The following is a 17,892-nucleotide window of genomic DNA, read 5'->3' as shown; positions in this document are numbered from 1 at the left end:
CCGCATTCACCCTGGCATGAGAAGAGCAGGTACATCCGGCGCCCAGCCGATGGCGCGTGCGGCCAGCAGGGCGGCGCTTGCGGCGGTCAACTCCGGCTCGCGCACGACATCGAACGCCCGAGAAGAAAAGCGACGCTTGATGGCGATCCAGCCTGGCGCACGGGACCAGCCTCCCGAAACATACAAGGTTGACGGCGTATCCCGCAAAGCCGCGAGACGCTCCACCGCCTGATTGCCGATGCGCGCCAGGGCGCCCGTGACCGCCGAGGCGCGCGAAAGCGGGGAGTCCGGGAGAGAGGGCGCATAGGCGGGCGCGTATCCGCCATGGCCTCCTGGCGTGAAATAGGTCTCATCGAGACAGGAATCGGGCGTGAGGGCGCCCGAGAAAAGTGCCTTGATCGCGTTGCCTGTGGCTTCATCCTCAGAAGCCCAGGCGAGGTTGCGCGCCAGTTCCTCGACACGCATGACCGTTGCTCCCTGGGACAGAATGCCCGGTGCAAGATCGAAGGCGCTGATTTCAGTCGCTGGATATTCTGGCATCTGCATGGCCACGACCTCTGCCGTGCCCATCGAATCCAGAATGGCGTTAGCGTTGATCTGGGTGATTCCCCAGCCTCCGACGGGGTGATCATGTCCCCCTGCCACCACCACCGCCTCTGTCGTAAAGGGGGAAGAGACGCCGGGTTCCGGGTGCCGGACGGGACCGACGACACTCCCCGTGGGCAGGACGGGGGGGAGCCATGCCAAATTGCCCAAGGTCAAAGCCACACGGTCATCCGCCCAGCGGCGTGTTCTGGGCAGAAAGGCAGCGCTCCGGGCGGCGATCGTATCGCTGATGAACGGCCTGCCGCTCCAGTAACATGCGGCGTAATCCGTGACGGCCAGCCAGTGCCTTGCCCGTTCATGGCCGGGTTGCTGCCGGGCCCAGTACCAGCCCGTCAGGGTGCGAAACGGATCGGCGACGATGCCTGCCGCGTCACAGGGGGGGAGGCGCGACGCGAAGCGCTTGAATAATGCGTGACGCTGGGTATCGAACCAGGGCAGAGCCGGGGTGAGCGGGGCAAGTGACGGATCAACCAGCATGCCATCCTCACCGATACCTGCCGAGGCGATGGCAGCGATGCGATAATCAGTCCCGCAAATCTGCCCGAGCAGGGATGTTGCCTCCGTCACGAGAATGCGCGCATCGATCATTCTGTCGGCCGTGCGCCGGGGCGTCGGCAGGCAGGCCCGCCCGATGATTCTTCCCTCCCGCGTGATGGCCAGGGCCTTGAGATTGGTGCTGCCGATATCGAGACCGGCAGCCACATGTTCGATTCCCATGACGATCTCTCCGCCCCTTTCGGGCCGATCATGCGGTTGAGCTGTAATCAGTCGTTGAAGGTGACCGACTGCGCGAGCGTGTTCAACTGGTCCAGGAGCCGGGTGGCGGTCTTTTGGTCACGCTGCCAGATATTGCGCCCAACGATCACGCCACGTGCCCCGGCGCGAATGGTCTGGCCTACGGCGTCCAGTGTGTCTTCGGGGGTGCCGGCCAGCGGACCGCCTGCGATCACGAGCGGAACCTGCAATTCCTCGACAAGGCGCTTGGTGCGGGCCTCTCCAGGGAAAGCGATCTTGACCACGTGTGCGCCCAGATCATAGGCGATGCGAGCGATCTTCTCTTCCTCGATGATCACTTCCTCGGTGCGGGGCGCGCCAATCAGGACGGGCTCGAGCACGAGAGGAATATCCCAGCGATCGCAGGCGGAAATGACCTTCCCGGCCCGATGGCAAAGCGCGACGCGCTCCTTGTTCGACATGTTCCACGGGAAGAGCATCTTGACCGCGTCTACCCCCATGCGCACGGCGTCTTCGACGGAGGTGATCAGGTCATGCGCTCCGCCGCCATCGAGCTGGCGGTAATCGTAATAGGTGTCGATGGTGAGCACGCGGGTCAGCTCGGGATGCGCGGCGAAGAATGCCTCTGTCTGTCGTACCTGGCCCGGCGTCAGCATGAAGCCCGTGACACCCAGCCCGGCCCATCGTGCAAAAGGCGATGAGGGGGTTTCGAGCCCTTCGATCCTGTCAAAGATCAGGCCATGATCGACAGGCATGATGATGGCGGCGCGGTGGCTCGGAAGAGTGCGGCGCAAACGATAGGTCATGGACATGAAACGGGTTCCTGGACTGGACGATACGGGTTCATTCGGGCCGCCTCTACAGAAGCCCGATGAATTGTACGGTCTGTACGTACAGGTCGAAAGAAGCGCGTCTTTCCCATGATGGTCAACCGGCAAAATCGGCTCGCACCGGTGTTCGAGTACACCGGTGCGGGCAGAAATCTTTGAAAATGCAGCAGTTTGGGCACTTTTCACAAAGTGCTGATCATCCGTACTGTCCGTACAGGATGGTCTGCATCGAGAACGCTGTTATGTAGGCGTCAAGGTAGGAGCTGCGATTGCGCCTCAGCGCGCGTATCCCGATCGTCCGTGGCATTCTTCGAGCACGGGCATTGGGATATCACGCTGTCTGCCGGATAGGTTCACTCAGGATAAACGCCATGCGTGCTTTGGTATTTGACGGCAGAACGAGCGGTTACGAGGGCGGAATGCGCCTCGAAAATCGGGAGAGCCCCGTTGCGGGGCCGGGCGAGGTGCTGATCGCGCCGGAACTGGTCGGGATCTGCGGGACAGACCTCCATCTTCTCGATGGGGAATATCCTCTTGGGCGTTTCCCCCGCATCGCAGGTCATGAATTCTCCGGGCGTGTTCTGGCCATTGGCCCCGGTGTGACGCGCTTCGCAATTGGGGCACGGGTTTGCGTGGATCCGAATATTGCGTGTGGCACATGCTCCATGTGTCGCGAGGGCGCTTTCAATCTCTGCTCCAATCTCGTGCCTGTCGGGGTCACGATCGATGGCGGGTTTGCCGAAGCTGTGGCGGTGCCTGAAAAAATCGTCCACTTGCTTCCCCAATCGCTCGATGCTCAGGCGGGGGCGTTGATCGAGCCCCTTGCCTGCGTGCTCCATGCTTTTGAGCGGGCTCCCACCCTGCGAGACGCCTCCGTCTTGGTTTATGGGGCGGGAAGTATCGGCCTCCTTGCGATCGCCCTGGCCCGCCATCAGGGAGCGGCGCGCATCGAGGTGATCGAACCCAGCGCCACACGCCGTGTGGCGGCACTCGAGTTGGGCGCTGAAGTCGCTTTTGCACCTGGCGAGCGGGAGACCCGGCGCGACGTGCGTTTTGTCATCGAGGCGAGCGGCCATCCTGCTGCGGTAGCCGATGCGCTTGACCGCCTCGCCCCCCGGGGTGTGCTGATACAGCTGGGTGTTTGCGCTCCCGAGGCGCAGATTGCTCTCACGCCTTTCGACCTGTTCGATCGTGAACTCAGTCTCATCGGCTCTCAATCGCTTTCAGGGGCCTATGGTCGGGCGATCGAGGTCATGACGATGCTTGCGCCTGCGTTGCAGGGGCTTGTCAGTCATGTATTCGCCCTTGACGAGGCGCGAGAGGCTTTTGCCACCGCCCGTTCCGAAATGGCCCGCAAGGTCCTGATACGCTGCAATCTCTCTCCCTGAGAAGCAGATGAAAAGGGAGGGCCCGAGAATCGCGCCTGACCTGCATTGAGGATTTTCCGTGCTAACATGCGGGGTCGAGACGCTGACGAGAGAGACCGGAACTCCCCGCATGACCACATCCCTGCCGGACGGCACGATCGATCGCCTGTCGACCACGCCTTACTATGCCCAACTCTCCTCGTATCTCGAGACGCTCATCGCTTCCGGCCAATACGCGACAGGCGCGCGCCTTCCGAGCGAGCATGAGCTGTGCACGCGGTTCGAACTGTCCCGGGCGACGGTGAGGCAGGCGCTTCAGACACTCGAGACGCGCGGTCTGATTCAGCGTATCTCCGGGCGCGGCGCTTTCGTATGCGCAATCGAGGCGCCGCAGGGCTGGATGATCCAGGGGGATAAGGGGTTTCTTGAAACCGCCTTGAGTCATGGCCGCCACGATGTCAGCACGGCGGTATTGAAGGCAGGAGAGACGATCCTGCCCGAATGCGCCTGCACTGCGCTCGAGCTCGCCCAGGAAAGCGCAGGATACGAACTGGTGCGCCTTCGCGCGCTGCGCGATGTGCCCGCGCTCTACAGCATCAATTACAGCCCTCCTGCGCTTATTCCGGTGCTTGCTTCAGGTCGGGAGGTTCTCGAGGGGCGCTCTTCGCTGAGCAGCCTGCTGGCGCGGTCGGGCTATCCACTCCAGGGGGCTCATCGGTCGATCATGGCGGTCGCTGCGCCGCGTGAGATTGCACACGCGCTCGATATACGTCGTGCGGCACCGCTTTTACGCGTGCGCTCAGTCTCCTGGCGGCCTGATGGTACGCGCTTCGACATGTACGAGGCCTGGGTCAGGAGCGATCTGATCCCGCTCGAAGTCGATGTGAATGCGCTCTGATCCCTGCCCGGGAGGCGGCATTCGGGCAGGCAGGGAAGTGGCGCAAACCAAGAAGTGAAAAGGGCGTCCCCAGGCGCCGGAAAGGGGAGCAGGCTTTGCATCCCCCCTTTCTGACGTTTCAGAGCGCTTTCGCCATCGCCTCGAATAAGACTGCAATCGCCTCAGCGCCTGGATCGGGGATATCGGCGAGTTGTTCGGCCGGGATATAGGAGGCGCGCCCAGCCCGCGCCGTCATTTGCCGTGTGGCATCGGCACCGGCCCGTGCGGCTTCAGCAGCATCGCCAAGCGATTTGCCGGCTTCCAGCGCCGAAATGGCGGGCAGCAGCGCGTCGAGCATCGTGCGATCGCCCGGTTTGGCTCCGCCATAGGCCTGCATCTGCGCCGCCCCCTTCTGTAACCCACTGCGCCAGTCGGTTTCTCGCCCCGCTGTGGTGGCGAGAATCGAGAGCAGTACACCACTCGAGCCACCGCTATGCCGCGCCAGCAACCGGCCCAGCGTTGCGAGAACCTTCTGCGGCGCAGCAAGGGGGAGGGAATTGAGAGATTTGAGGATTTGTCTGCCGGATTCGGCGAAGGTCGAGCCGGCATCGCCATCCCCGCATTTTGCATCGAGCGCGTTCAGGGCGGATTCGTGGCTCAGCAGGGCTTCGGCACCCGTCGTGATCAGCTTGCGTAGCAGCGGGGCATCAGAGGGCGCGTCGATAAAGGTTTCAGGCAGTTCAGGCGAGGGCAGGGTGGCGACGGGTGCATAACGCGCCATACCCGGCCAGGCCCTTGGACCGACCTCTGCTGCCAGAGCGTCCACAAACGCCGTTTCAGCGGGCACGGCGGTGAGGGAGAAGCCATTCATGTCCAGCGCCGTCATGAGCGGAGCCGGGCCGATGATCCAGGCGGTACGTTCAGCCAGAGCGGTACGGGAGAAACCGTCCAGCAACGCGAGGGCCTCGATAGGGGGGACGCTACCGAGCATGTTGAGCAGGATGATGAAGTTGCCTTCTTTCGGCAGGCTGGCCTCGAGTTTGTCGGCGGTACGGGCCATCAGCCTGTCGAGGCTGTCCATGGGAATGCGCTCGACGCCGGGTTCCCCATGAATGCCAAGGCCCAGCTCGGCCTCGTTCTCGCCCAGTCTCGGGGGCTGGTCCGGGGTGAACACGTTGCAATCGCTCAGAGCCAGTCCGATGGAACTGAGCCCGCTTGCGACCTTGCGGGCGAGCGCGGCGACCGCGTCAAGCGACTGTCCGGATTCCGCAGCGGCACCGGCGATCTTGTGGACGAGCACCGTTCCGGCAATGCCACGCGCCCTGTCCGTGCGCCCCAGAGCGATGTCATCGCCCACGATCACCAGTTCGACCTTGAGCCCGAGGGCCTTTGCCTGCTCGGCCGCGATCCCGAAATTGAGGCGATCGCCCGTGTAGTTCTTCACGATGAGCAGGCAGCCCGCATCGCCCGTGACGGCGCGTATGGCAGCCAGAATGGCATCCACGCCGGGCGAGGCGAAAACCTGACCACATATGGCTCCGGTGAGCATGGCCCGGCCGACGAATCCGGCATGGGCCGGCTCGTGGCCCGATCCGCCGCCCGAGAGCACGGCAACGCGATCCTTGTTCCAATGCCGGCGCAGAATGACGTGGATATCCTCTGCGCCATCGAGCCGGCAGAGATCGGCGCCGCTGGAGGAGCGAAGCAGGCCCTCCAGCCCCTCCGTCACAATCGTTTCGCGCTTGTTGAAGAACCGCTTCATTCTCTTCTCCACCACGGTATCAGAGGCTTCCTGGCCTCGAAGATCGTTCAGGTGGAGGAGCGTAAGAGGGGATCGGGATCAGGAATATGACATATCGATGTGATGAAAGACACATTGATGTGACATCTGACTAATAGACCATATGAAGCCGCCATGACGCGGCCAAGCGGGGCTGCCTGCGGTGTTGGGCGACTTGACATCATTCCCCTGGTGCTCTGGATTTCAGCCTGGCGACCTCTGCCGCCCCGATCATGTAAACGATTGGCAGAGGCCGAGGAATTCGTTACGATTATACAAGAAATTTCGTCAACTGGGTCAGGATTACAGAGTTTTGGACATTCCATCCAAGTCGCATCATCATCCGCCTCCGCAAGTGGATGAGGGCTACCACAAGGATCTGGGCCGCCGTCAGGTCCAGATGATCGCCATCGGTGGCGCGATCGGCACGGGACTTTTTCTCGGAGCCGGAACACGTTTGCAACAGGCGGGTCCGTCTCTTGCCATCGATTACCTGGTCTGCGGCATCTTCTGCTTCCTGATCCTGCGCGCGCTGGGCGAGCTGGTCATGTATCGTCCGAGTGCCGGCAGCTTCGTGTCCTATGCACGTGAGTTTCTGGGCGAAAAGGCGGCCTATGCCGCCGGGTGGCTGTCCTTCCTGAACTGGGCCATGACAGGCATCGTCGATATCACCGCTGTTGCGCTGTACATGCATTTCTGGGGCACCTTCGATCACGTTCCGCAATGGGTGTTCGCGCTTGTGGCCCTCGGGATCGTGGGCACCATGAACATGATCGGGGTGCGCTATTTCGGCGAACTCGAATTCTGGTTCTCGCTGATCAAGGTCGTGGCCCTTGCCCTGTTCCTCATCTTCGGATGCGTGGTTCTGGGTCTGAAGATGCCGGTAGCCGGGCAGGTGCCTGGCTTCCATCTGATTTCCGAAAACGGGGGTATCTTTCCCCACGGGATCATGCCGGCGCTGTTCCTGATGCAGGGTGTCGTCTTCGCTTATTCAGCGATCGAGCTTGTCGGCACTGCGGCTGGCGAGTGCGCCAATCCGCGCGAGATCATTCCCCGGGCGATCAACAGCGTGATCTATCGTATTGGCTTGTTTTATGTGGGCTCGGTGATCCTGCTGGTCTGCCTGTTGCCCTGGAACGCGTATCACAAGGGTGTCAGCCCTTTCGTCACCTTCTTCCAGGCTCTCGGCGTCCCTCACGTGGATACGGTGATGAATATCGTCGTGCTTACCGCCGCTCTGTCGAGCCTCAATTCAGGCCTGTATTCGACCGGACGCATTCTTCGCGCGCTTGCCTTGGGTGGTTCGGCCCCACGCGCCCTGGCCAAGATGAACCGGCAGTCGGTGCCCTATGTCGGCATTCTGACCACTGTTGCGGTCTATCTGATCGGTGTGGGACTGAACTACCTTATTCCGGCACGTGTGTTCGAGATCGTGCTCAACGTGGCGGCGCTGGGGATCATCAGTACCTGGAGCTTCATCCTGATCTGCCAGATACGCCTGCGCAAGCTGGTCAATACGGGTGAGGTCGAGAGCGCCGGGTTCCGTATGCCCGGCGCACCCTATACGGCCTGGCTGACCCTCGGCTTTTTGGGCTTTGTGGTGGTCATGATGGGGCTGGATTACCCGGAAGGGACCTACACGGTCATGGCCATACCGCTCATTGCGGCGGTGCTCGCCGGTGGGTGGGGTCTGATTGCCCTGGCTCGGCGTCAAGCCTGAAGCAAGGGGCCGACGCCCCTCTTGCTGAAGGGGCGATTTGAGTTCGAGAACGCGCTTGAGGGAAGTTTTCCCCTCGGGATATGCCCGCGGTGTCGTTGTAGGGACACCGCGACACGACAAGCCTCTTTCGAGGAACCTCGGCGGTACCGCTCTGAGCGAGCCGCCGATCTTTCATCCCGTAGCTGTAACGCATGATCGCTCTGGGTGCGGGCTGCCCGCCGCGACATTCGTGCCGTGTGACGAGCCGCTTTCCGGCATGAGCGTCCCGGTTTTCAGGCTTCTGCAGCCGGGGCGGGATTTCCTGGGTTCTGGCCTTCCCACTTCGCGACGACGGCCGTCGCAAGAGAATTCCCGACGACATTGGTCGCAGAGCGCCCCATATCGAGAAATGTATCGATCCCGAGAATCAGCAGGACGCCCTCTTCCGGGAGCTTGAACTGGCTGAGTGTTGCCGCAATCACGACCAAGGACGCGCGTGGAATGCCGGCCACTCCCTTGCTCGTCAGCATCAGCGTCAGGAGCATGACGATCTGCGTGCTCCAGGGCAGGCTGATATCATAGGCCTGGGCGATGAAGATGCTCGCGAAGGTGCAATACATCATCGTGCCGTCGAGATTGAAGGAATAGCCCAGGGGCAGAACGAAGGACGAAATCCGTCGCGAGATGGGGAAACGCGAGAGCTGATCGAGCATCAGCGGATAGGCGGCTTCTGAACTCGCGGTGGAGAAGGCGAGCAGGAAGGGTTCGCGCATGAGCCCGATCAGGCGCCGGGCCGGGCGCCCCAGTATCAGGAACGCGGCAGCAATCAGGGCGCACCAGAGCAGCGCCATGGCGATGTAGAACTCACCCATGAACTTGCCGTAATTGATGAGCACGCCGAGCCCGTTGGTCGTGATGGTGGCGGCCATGGCGCAGAACACGGCGACCGGTGCCAGCATCATGACATAGCCCGTGACCTTCAGGATGATCTGGGAGAGGCTTTCGGTCCATTCCATGATGACCCGTGACTTCTCGGGCATCGAGGCGCAGGCCACGCCGAAAAAGACCGAAAACACGACGATCTGGAGGATCTCGTTATCGGTCATGGCCCGGAAGACGGAATCTGGCACGATATGCTTGACGAAGCTGTCGAGCGACATGCCATCGGTTGCCAGCGGCGAGGTCGCGACACCGTGGAGGCGATGCATGCCGACCCCTGGGCCGAAGAGATTGACCAGAATCATGCCCAGCGTGAGCGAAAAGAGCGAAGCGCCAACGAACCAGATCATCGCCTTGGCACCCACGCGCCCGACCGTTGCAGCGTCGGACATATGGCCGATGCCCACGACGAGAGTCGAGAACACGAGCGGGGCGATGATCATCTTGATAAGGCGCAGGAAGACCGTGGAGCCGATCGACATATAATGGGCGAAATGCTGCTGTTGCACAGTATCCGCGATCAACGCATGGGCGGAGCCCCCCACGAATATGCCGAGCAGCATCGCGATGACGATGATGGTGGTCATGCTCAGACGCTTCATCCTGTGGCCTCCCTGCGTGTCAGATGGGGCTGGTCTAGGCCAGAATCGGTCCGGACACCAAATGACCAGTCATGGGCGGGCGATATCGGTCACGCCGGGGAACTCTGCTCAGGCAAACCCTGACGCGTTCCAGGAAGCGTGGTCGCGCCTCTCTTGCTGGGGCGGTGTGGGTGACGGGGAAAACGGACGCAAGTGACGTCGCTGAGCGCCGTTGAGAGGCAAGACGACGCCTTGCCAGTGCGGCCTCCTCCCTCATTCCTGCGTTGTGGGAACGGGTAATCTCGGTCATATGCTTGATCAGGCAAGGCCGCTTGGGTCGGCTCAAACGGAGGGACGGCTGCGGTGATACAGAATACGCTGGCAGTGATCGTGGGACTGATCATGGGTCTCTTCACCCTCATCGTCTCCGTGATCGCGTTCATCGAGGAGACTGCGCGCAGGGTGCTGGCCTCACTCGGGGTGCCGCATCAGATACAGACCGCGCTGCTCGCGCTTTTACTTCTCTTGCTCGTTATTACGGCGTTTCGTCTGTTCGGTAAGCTTTTCGGTATTCTGATCGCGCTTGTTCTGCTCGCGCTTTTGCTTCACGCGATTTTCGTGCCCGAAATCCAGACTGTCGCGCTCTGAAAACTATTCGTCCCCTGTCGGGGAGTATAAACATTGGTAATGATGGTGTCCGCGGCGGGATTCGAACCCACGGCCCCAGGATTCATACCACTTCGACTTTCGCCGCCGATGCTGCGTGACCGGGGTCATCGCAGATCGTTCGTGGTCTGGACTGTCTCTTCACCATGGCCCGGCAGAACCGGACGACAGGCGCTGCCCGTACAGTCTCTACACCTCCACCGCCCTGACAGGGCGGTGTTTGGCTCGGGATTGGCACGGCGCAAGGCCAGAGCTTTCCCCGAATTTGAGCAGATCCACCATAACGTTTCCGTGTATGGCGCCCAATTTTAGGAATCCTGTGCTCTATCCTGCTGAGCTACGCGGACAACCATAAGCATTCTACGGGCAGCGGATCGGCCAGGCAAGCGTCGAGCCTTCAACTTTTTCTGTTCCCAGTGATCGGTTGCAATACTTCAAACACATCTTATTATAACTTTGTTTAGTAAGTCTCAAAGCCGATAGGCAGAGGGCAGAAACTTTTGCCCCGCATTTTGGGAAGGATGATTTACTGTGTTTCTTCCCCAAAAGGTTGTAGCCGATACCCACGCTCCTGTTATCGCAGGTTTCACGATCAACAACGTGCGATACCTAATCAGAGAAAACGTTTCGTAAAAATAAGCGACAGGGAATGTGATATAAGGTGCTGAGAAGAGAAAGCGTAAAGTAATGTTCGATCTTGCCCTCCGAGGTGTTGCAAAAACCGACTCTACCCTGCTGCGTCTGCGCCTTATCGGGCGCATGGAAGCGACGACGCTGACAGGTGAAAGCGTTCTTCCCGTTGGCGGGAAGACGAAGGGTCTGCTTGCCATTTTGGCACTCTCCGATCGCAAGCCTGTAGCGCGTTCCCATCTGGCAGAACTATTGTGGAGCCGGCGCCCGGATGATCTCGCCAGAGCCTCGCTGCGTCAGGAGATTCATCGTCTTCTCGATGCGCTGAGCCCGCTCGGTGTGGATGTGATCGACGTGCAGCGTCATACGCTCGCGCTCAAGCCTGCCCTGACCTCGGTCGATGTGGAACGTATCCTCAATGGTGGCAAGTCTATCCTGCGCGAGCTCCCTCCTCCGAGTGAAGTCCTGCTTGGCGAACTCAATGGGATCGATCCAGCGTTCAATGAGTGGATCGAGGGGCAGAGAACGCGCCTGAACCGGCATATCTACCAGCTTTTCGAGAGCGCGCTGCGGACACAGGTCGATCCGGATGCCATTCTCGAGACGGCTGATCATCTGCTGCTGCGTGACGGATTGAATGAGGCAGCGTGGCGCGCCCGTATCCAGGCATGGGTGACCAAGGGTGAGTATGCTCAGGCTGCGGCGCTTGGCGATCAGGTTGTGCAGCTGTTTCAGGATCAACTTGGCACCGTTCCCGGCCCTGCGACCATGGGGCTGGTGCGGGGGCTGCAGGAACGCATCGCCTTTGATGCCTATGCCAAGACTCACCATGGTGGCGTCTCCGAAGCCGATCCCGCTCTGGTGCATGCGGATATCCATGTCGAAAGCTCGGGTCTTTTCGGCGGCAATGGCAGTGAGGCCGGGTTCCTCTCACCTGCGCCCATGCCGCGCACGCTCGGCTCCATCGCTGTATCGCCACTCAAGGCTACGGGGGGTGATCATGCAGAGGGGCTCGCCGCAGAGCTGACGGAGCGCCTCGAGGTCAAGCTCGTCGGGCTGCAAACCTTCACGGTCGTGCCTTTTCCGGCCACGCCCCAGGGTGAAACCGGCCCGCTTCTGGGCAATACCCATAATCCCGGGACCGATTATGTCATCTCTGGGCTGGTACGGTCCAATTGCGAGCATGACGAGCTTTCCGAAGGTTATGTGATCATACGTCTGCTGAGCCTGCGTCAGGAGGGAAGCGTCGTCTGGGCTGACCGCTTCGAATTGCCGCGTGACACGCGTGCGCAGCGCGCCCTGCTTTTCTATGTCATGAAGTCGCTTCAGTGGTCGCTCTTCATGTCTGAGGGGCAGCGCATGATGTCGCGTCCCATCGCGGAGCTTTCGGCGTTCCAGATGGCCATTCGGGCCTTGACGCTGTTGCTGCGCTGCGACGTCACGCTCGGGTCGGAACTCGAAGATCTGGTCGAGCGTGCCTATCAGCTCGATCAGGAATCGGTTTTTGTCCTGTATGTCCGCTCGTTGATCCGTTTTTTCCTGTATCTCGATGACTGGTCGGGCAATGCGCAGGAAGACATGGAGGATATAGCGGCGTCCGCCGGCTACGTGGCGGTGCAGTTGCGCGCCAACCCGCTGGGTGTCTGGTTGTCGATGCTGACGCGTACCTTCACCCCAGGACAGTTGGACGAGGCAAGAGCCCTCACGGCGGAATATACCGGTGCCGGAGGTGTTTTCCCGGCTATCGCGATTTCGCCGTCCATCCACGCGCTCAAGGCCATCCAGGCCCTGCTGTCGGACAACAAAGCTGTCGCGCTGGACGAAATCCAGCAATTCCGGGCATTGCGCGCTTCGCAGCCTCTGGCCGTTCTTTCGGAGCCCTTCAGCATTTTCGTGCTCAAGGCGTCGGGGAACTCCGAAGAGGCGCGCCAGGCCGGTGCCGCTTTCGTCAGCCTCTATCCGCGCAGTGCCGCCGGGGTGCTCTATTACCTCGTCGCCCTGGCGGGGCAGGGCGTGAGCGAGGAGGCCGAGCGCGTCAAGCGCCATCTGCTGCGTCTCGTACCGGATGTGACGATCTCTGGCATCATGGCGCGCCATGCCTTCCTGCCCGACACCATGCAGGCCTGGTTGCGCGAACTGCTTGAGCGGGTCAGTCTCCCCAACGGATAAATCATTGCCCCGCTTGGCGTGATCGGGCGGGCGCGATATGAACTGTTGTTGAAGCCGGGCGCGGGTACCGCGATCGGGGATTTCGACACGCGGCCAGTGCCAGTCTAATAGGGACAACATGACACCTCGTTTGCAGCCGATCGCCCCTCTCAACGCGCCCGCAAAGGCGACGTCACTCAAGGGACGGTTTCTTCCCGTTCTGCCGCTCTGCGCGCTGATGGCGCTGAGCGCTTGTGGCGGTGGGCGCGATCCAGACAGCCTGACCCAGCCCCGCAACCATCTGCTCGGCGTCGATCGCGGCGCCACCGGTGGCGACGACCAGCTTCAGGGCGGGGTCAATGCCTATCTGTGGCGCGGTGCGATCGATACGCTCAGCTTCATGCCTTTTGCCTCGGCCGATGCAAGCGGTGGCGTGATTCTGACTGACTGGTATCAGCCACCCGCCAGCACGAATGAGCGTTTCAAGATCGCGGCCTACATCCTTGATCGTCGTCTGCGTTCGGACGCGCTGCGCGTTTCGGTATTCCGTCAGGAAAAGCAGGGGGGTGAATGGGTGGATACCCCGGTTGCCAATAACACGACCTCGGATATCACGACGCGCATCCTAGCCCGCGCACGCCAGCTTCGTGCCGATAACGGCAATCGGGACTGATTTTCCCGCACTGAAGACCACGTGACGCGAACAGACGACAGAAGATCATGACGGAACAAGAAACACTCGGCTACGATTTCGCCAAGGCTGAGCCCGAATGGCAGGCAAAATGGGACGCTGTGCGCGCTTTTGCCGCAGACGACCATCCTGCCGCCGACAAGCCGAAATATTACGTGCTCGAGATGTTTCCGTATCCGTCGGGTCAGCTCCATATGGGCCATGTGCGCAATTATGCGCTTGGTGATGTCGTGGCGCGGTACAAGCGCGCGCGCGGTTTCTCGGTTCTGCATCCCATGGGCTGGGATGCGTTTGGTCTCCCTGCTGAAAACGCGGCGCGTGAGCGCGGGGTGCATCCGGGGCAGTGGACATCCGACAACATCGCTGCCATGCGCGGCACCTTGCAGCGTCTGGGCTTCTCGCTCGATTGGGAGCGCGAAATCGCGACCTGTCTGCCGGAATATTACGGCCATCAGCAGAAGCTGTTCCTCGATATGTGGCGCAAGGGTCTCGTCGAGCGACGCGAATCCTCGGTCAACTGGGATCCGGTGGACAACACCGTTCTGGCGAATGAGCAGGTGGTCGATGGCCGTGGTTGGCGCTCCGGCGCGCTGATCGAAAAGAAGCGCCTGTCCCAGTGGTTCCTCAAGATCACCGATTTTGCGGCGCCCCTGCTCGAGGGGCTGGACAAGCTTGATCGCTGGCCGGCGCGCGTACGCGTGATGCAGGAGCGCTGGATCGGTCGTTCCGAGGGCGCACGGGTGCGTTTTGCGCTTCATGCGCCGCCGGAAGGATTCGATGTCGATCTGGATTCGGTCGAGGTCTTCACAACGCGTCCCGATACGCTGTTCGGTATGAGCTTCGTGGCGATTGCGGCCGATCACCCGCTTGCTGCCAAGGTCGGGCAGGGGAACGAGGCGGTACGCCGTTTCATCGAGGAATGCCAGCGTCTCGGCACGTCCGAGGAAGCGATCGAGGCCGCTGAAAAGCGCGGGATCGATACGGGATTGCGTGTCAGCAATCCCTTTGCCCCCGACGAAACCGTGCCGGTCTGGATCGCGAATTTCGTGCTGATGGAATACGGTACGGGCGCCGTTTTCGGCTGCCCCTGCGGTGACCAGCGCGACCTTGATTTCGCACGCAAATACGCTCTGCCGGTGCGTCCGGTCATTCTGCCGACCGGCGCGCAGCAGGCGGAATTCACGGTTGGCAAGACCGCCGTCACGGGCGACGGCACGCTCATCAATTCCGGCTTCCTTGATGGGCTGGATATCGTAGAAGGCAAGCGCAAGGCGATCGAGCGCCTCGAGGGTATGGGGATCGGCCGGAGCGTCGTGAACTGGCGCCTGCGTGACTGGGGTATCTCCCGTCAGCGTTACTGGGGCTGCCCGATCCCGGTCATTCACTGTGATAGTTGCGGTGCCGTTCCGGTGCCGGATGACCAGCTTCCGCTCAAGCTGCCCGAGGACGTGACATTTGATCGTCCCGGCAACCCGCTCGATCATCACCCGAGCTGGAAGCATGTGGATTGCCCGCAATGCGGCGCCAAGGCACGTCGCGAAACCGATACTTTCGATACGTTTGTCGATAGCTCTTGGTATTTCGCGCGCTTTACCGCGCCTCATGCCGCCACCCCTACCGATCCGATTGCGGCCAATAGCTGGCTGCCTGTCGACCAGTATATCGGCGGTATCGAACACGCGATCCTGCATCTGCTCTACGCGCGGTTCTTCACCCGGGCCATGCATGAAACCGGTCACCTGAATGTGGACGAGCCTTTCGCCGGGCTCTTTACCCAGGGCATGATCACCCATGAAAGCTACCGCGACGAGAACGGCTGGCTTGCGCCGGAAGACGTCATGCGTTCGGGCGAGGGCTATGTGCGCCGCGATAATGGCCAGCCGGTTCAGCAGGGCCGTCTGGAGAAAATGTCCAAATCGAAGCGCAACACGGTTTCCCCCACCGCGATCATCGAGCGTTTCGGGGCAGATACGGCGCGCTGGTTCGTCCTTTCCGACAGCCCGCCGGAACGTGACATGGAATGGACGGAAGCGGGTGTGGCTGCCTCAGCCCGTTTCGGCCAGCGTCTCTACCGTCTGGTTCAGTCCGTTGCCGCACAGGTGCCGTCGGATGTTGCCTTTGCCGAGGGCGGGCGTAGCCTGCGTCAGGCTACGCATCGCACCATTCGCGCCGTGACCGAGGCTCTGGAGGGCTTCACGCCCAACGTGGCCGTGGCGCGTCTTCACGAACTGAGTGCGGCCCTTTCGGAGGCCGAGAAATCGAGCGAGGCAGGGATTGGCGCGGCACGACGCGAAGCCGCCCTCGCCCTTTCCCTGCTCGTGGCGCCCATGATGCCGCATCTGGCGGAAGAGATGGTGGCAATGCTCGATCCAGAGGGCGCGATGGTTGTCGAACGCGCCTGGCCGGAGGCACTGGAAGAATTCCTGACGCGAGACAGCGTGACGCTGGGTGTGCAGATCATGGGCAAGCTGCGCGGCACGATCGAGGTTCCTCCCGACGCGCCTTCCGACATGGTCTTGCCCTTGGCCGAAGCAGAGCCGAACGTCGCGCGCATGCTCGAGGGCAAGCGTATCGTCAAGCGCATCCATGTGCCCAACCGTATCGTCAATTTCGTTGTGGCAGGCTGAATCCATGCGTCGTCTCGTCGTGCTCGTCTGCCTGACCCTGAGCGGTTGCGGGTTTCAACCGCTCTACGGAAGCAGGAGCGAGGAGGGCGCGCGCGTCAATCGCGAGATGCAGCGTATCTATGTGGCAAACATGTCCGAGCGGACGGGGCAGCAATTGCGCCTGGCGCTACAGGAGCAGTTGGGTGCGGGCAGCACCAAGGCCCCTGATGGATATACGCTCAATGTCAGCTTCGGCATCAATGCCTCGGCAATCGACATCCATAGCGACAATACCTCGGGGCGCATTCGTGAAATCGGCAATGCGCATTGGAGGCTCTTCACAGTCGAGGCCTCCCCCAAATTCCTGGCAGAGGGCGATGCCACGCTTCTCGATGGCGCAAATGCGACCTTCGAGCAATATCTTGCCTCCACGCTCAATGACGAGACCATCCATGCGCGTCTGGCTGAGGGGTTGGCGGGGATCATACGTCAGCAGATCGCAGTCTGGTTCCGCTCCCAGATCAAGCCTTCGCGCAACAATGCCGATGATGTGCCATCGTATTTCGATCCCAACGCCATGCCGACGCGTAATGGCCAGCCCTACCAGAAGGCCGGACCGGACGGATTCCCCGCTGCCGCAACGGGTCGTACCGACCTCAACAGCACGGATGAATAACGCCGTATGAAGATCGATGCCCGCTCGACCGCGCGCACCCTGGCCGAGATCGGCAAGTGGCGCGGGGTCCTGCTCTATGGCGATGATCTCGGTCTGATACGCGAACGCGCAGCGCACTGCGTGCGCCTCGTGGCAGAGTCTCTGGACGATCCATTCCGTGTGGCCGTGCTGGATCAGGAGCAGCATGGGCGTGTTGAGGAAGAGGTCGGTGCGCTTTCCCTCATCGGCGGTCGACGGGCGGTCTGGGTGCGTGACGCCCAGGATGGGGTGCTGCCAAGGGTGACGGCAGCCCTGGGCATCGATAGCGATACATTGCTGGTGATCGAGGCACCTGGCCTGGCATCCCGCGCCAAGCTGCGCGCGGCACTCGATTCCAATCCGAAGATCGCCTCGATCGGGTGCTACCCGGAAGAGGGGCGTACCCTCATTGCCTCGCTGACCGAGCTCTTTCGCGAAGCGGGGATCGCCATAGATCGGGACGCATTGTTCTGGCTCTCTTCGGTGCTTGGGGCTGATCGTGCGGCTGTGCGTAGCGAGGTCGATAAACTGGTCCTCTATGCGGGTGAGAGCGGCAAGCTCACCCTTGATGAGTGTCAGGAATGCATCGGGGATTCGGCAAATGCCACGCTCGATGACGCGACATCTGCGGCCCTGGCGGGTGAGCGCGCTATCGCCGATATTGCATTGGAACGCGCTCTGGCCGATGGCCTGTCGCCCATTGCGCTGGCCCGGGCGTGTTTGTCGCTCATGACGCGCTTGATGCGCGTGCTGGACTGGATGGATGAGGGGCGATCCAGGCAGGAGGCAATGAAGATGCTCAAGCCTCCGGTCTTCTTCAAGAAGCAGGAGAGCTTCAGCAAGGCGCTCGAGCGCTGGGATCGCGTGGGATTGAGTCGCGCCTGCGAGGCGGTTCAGGGGTTCGAACTGGCCTGCAAACAGACAGGGTCGCCCGATCTGGCGCTCTCGCGGCGCCTTGTCGCACAGCTCTGCCTCGGGCCCCGGTCATTCCAGCGTTGAAATCACGCTGCAACTCTGCCACGCCGTTATAGGTGATTTCGGAC

General features: G+C 61.4%; 13 protein-coding genes. 9 read left to right on the top strand and 4 right to left on the bottom strand.

Going from position 1 to position 17,892, the window contains the following annotated elements:
* Nucleotides 1-6 precede the first annotated feature (6 nt).
* Nucleotides 7-1,323, bottom strand: coding sequence for an FGGY family carbohydrate kinase (locus tag C0V97_RS03000; protein WP_127100520.1), 1,317 nt, complete (start codon nt 1,321-1,323; stop codon nt 7-9).
* A 47-nt stretch (nt 1,324-1,370) separates the two neighbouring features.
* Entirely contained in the window at nt 1,371-2,153 is a 783-nt protein-coding gene (locus C0V97_RS02995) for a class I fructose-bisphosphate aldolase (RefSeq protein WP_127100518.1), read from the bottom strand.
* Nucleotides 2,154-2,542: 389 nt separating this feature from the next.
* Between C0V97_RS02995 and C0V97_RS02990 the strand changes: the two genes are divergently transcribed.
* Together C0V97_RS02990 and C0V97_RS02985 are read left to right on the top strand one after the other, a co-directional pair.
* Entirely contained in the window at nt 2,543-3,559 is a 1,017-nt protein-coding gene (locus tag C0V97_RS02990) for a zinc-binding dehydrogenase (RefSeq protein ID WP_127100516.1), read from the top strand.
* Between the two features lie 109 nt (nt 3,560-3,668).
* Nucleotides 3,669-4,436, top strand: a complete 768-nt coding sequence (locus C0V97_RS02985) for a GntR family transcriptional regulator (protein ID WP_127100514.1) — start codon at nt 3,669-3,671, stop codon at nt 4,434-4,436.
* Between the two features lie 118 nt (nt 4,437-4,554).
* Here the strand turns inward: C0V97_RS02985 and C0V97_RS02980 are convergent, their stop codons facing one another.
* On the bottom strand, nt 4,555-6,177 hold the full coding sequence (locus tag C0V97_RS02980; protein WP_127100512.1) for a dihydroxyacetone kinase subunit DhaK: 1,623 nt from the start codon (nt 6,175-6,177) through the stop codon (nt 4,555-4,557).
* Nucleotides 6,178-6,508: 331 nt separating this feature from the next.
* Between C0V97_RS02980 and C0V97_RS02975 the strand changes: the two genes are divergently transcribed.
* Nucleotides 6,509-7,915, top strand: a complete 1,407-nt coding sequence (locus tag C0V97_RS02975; protein WP_233581929.1) for an amino acid permease — start codon at nt 6,509-6,511, stop codon at nt 7,913-7,915.
* Nucleotides 7,916-8,187: 272 nt separating this feature from the next.
* Here the strand turns inward: C0V97_RS02975 and C0V97_RS02970 are convergent, their stop codons facing one another.
* On the bottom strand, nt 8,188-9,435 hold the full coding sequence (locus C0V97_RS02970) for a dicarboxylate/amino acid:cation symporter (RefSeq protein WP_127100510.1): 1,248 nt from the start codon (nt 9,433-9,435) through the stop codon (nt 8,188-8,190).
* Nucleotides 9,436-9,777: 342 nt separating this feature from the next.
* On the opposite strand from C0V97_RS02970, the gene C0V97_RS02965 reads away from it, so the two are divergent.
* The 6 genes from C0V97_RS02965 (at nt 9,778) to holA (ending at nt 17,848) form a co-directional block, all read left to right on the top strand.
* Entirely contained in the window at nt 9,778-10,062 is a 285-nt protein-coding gene (locus C0V97_RS02965) for a hypothetical protein (protein WP_127100508.1), read from the top strand.
* A gap of 705 nt (nt 10,063-10,767) precedes the next feature.
* Nucleotides 10,768-12,879 carry a hypothetical protein gene (locus tag C0V97_RS02955; protein WP_127100504.1) on the top strand — a complete coding sequence of 704 codons (2,112 nt, stop codon included), beginning with the start codon at nt 10,768-10,770 and terminating at the stop codon, nt 12,877-12,879.
* Between the two features lie 217 nt (nt 12,880-13,096).
* A complete protein-coding gene (locus C0V97_RS02950; protein ID WP_233581948.1) occupies nt 13,097-13,531 on the top strand; it encodes a DUF3576 domain-containing protein in 435 nt (144 codons plus the stop codon).
* A 47-nt stretch (nt 13,532-13,578) separates the two neighbouring features.
* Nucleotides 13,579-16,176, top strand: coding sequence for a leucine--tRNA ligase (gene leuS / locus C0V97_RS02945; RefSeq protein WP_127100500.1), 2,598 nt, complete (start codon nt 13,579-13,581; stop codon nt 16,174-16,176).
* A gap of 4 nt (nt 16,177-16,180) precedes the next feature.
* Nucleotides 16,181-16,831: a hypothetical protein gene (locus tag C0V97_RS02940; protein WP_127100498.1), complete on the top strand. Its 651-nt coding sequence runs from the start codon at nt 16,181-16,183 to the stop codon at nt 16,829-16,831.
* Between the two features lie 6 nt (nt 16,832-16,837).
* The gene (gene holA, locus C0V97_RS02935) at nt 16,838-17,848 is read left to right on the top strand and encodes a DNA polymerase III subunit delta (RefSeq protein ID WP_127100496.1); all 1,011 of its coding nucleotides are present in this window, start codon (nt 16,838-16,840) and stop codon (nt 17,846-17,848) included.
* Nucleotides 17,849-17,892 lie beyond the last annotated feature (44 nt).

The organism is Asaia sp. W19, from assembly GCF_003994335.1.
Lineage (GTDB): Bacteria > Pseudomonadota > Alphaproteobacteria > Acetobacterales > Acetobacteraceae > Asaia.
This window is presented reverse-complemented; position numbering and strand designations above follow the sequence as displayed.

What these genes read in the sequence shown, in the direction of transcription:
- C0V97_RS03000 (WP_127100520.1), bottom strand. Translation starts at nt 1,323, where the DNA reads ATGGGAATCGAACATGTGGCTGCCGGTCTCGATATCGGCAGCACCAAT.
- C0V97_RS02995 (WP_127100518.1), bottom strand. Translation starts at nt 2,153, where the DNA reads ATGTCCATGACCTATCGTTTGCGCCGCACTCTTCCGAGCCACCGCGCC.
- C0V97_RS02990 (WP_127100516.1), top strand. Translation starts at nt 2,543, where the DNA reads ATGCGTGCTTTGGTATTTGACGGCAGAACGAGCGGTTACGAGGGCGGA.
- C0V97_RS02985 (WP_127100514.1), top strand. Translation starts at nt 3,669, where the DNA reads ATGACCACATCCCTGCCGGACGGCACGATCGATCGCCTGTCGACCACG.
- C0V97_RS02980 (WP_127100512.1), bottom strand. Translation starts at nt 6,177, where the DNA reads ATGAAGCGGTTCTTCAACAAGCGCGAAACGATTGTGACGGAGGGGCTG.
- C0V97_RS02970 (WP_127100510.1), bottom strand. Translation starts at nt 9,435, where the DNA reads ATGAAGCGTCTGAGCATGACCACCATCATCGTCATCGCGATGCTGCTC.
- C0V97_RS02955 (WP_127100504.1), top strand. Translation starts at nt 10,768, where the DNA reads ATGTTCGATCTTGCCCTCCGAGGTGTTGCAAAAACCGACTCTACCCTG.
- C0V97_RS02950 (WP_233581948.1), top strand. Translation starts at nt 13,097, where the DNA reads ATGGCGCTGAGCGCTTGTGGCGGTGGGCGCGATCCAGACAGCCTGACC.
- leuS (WP_127100500.1), top strand. Translation starts at nt 13,579, where the DNA reads ATGACGGAACAAGAAACACTCGGCTACGATTTCGCCAAGGCTGAGCCC.
- C0V97_RS02940 (WP_127100498.1), top strand. Translation starts at nt 16,181, where the DNA reads ATGCGTCGTCTCGTCGTGCTCGTCTGCCTGACCCTGAGCGGTTGCGGG.
- holA (WP_127100496.1), top strand. Translation starts at nt 16,838, where the DNA reads ATGAAGATCGATGCCCGCTCGACCGCGCGCACCCTGGCCGAGATCGGC.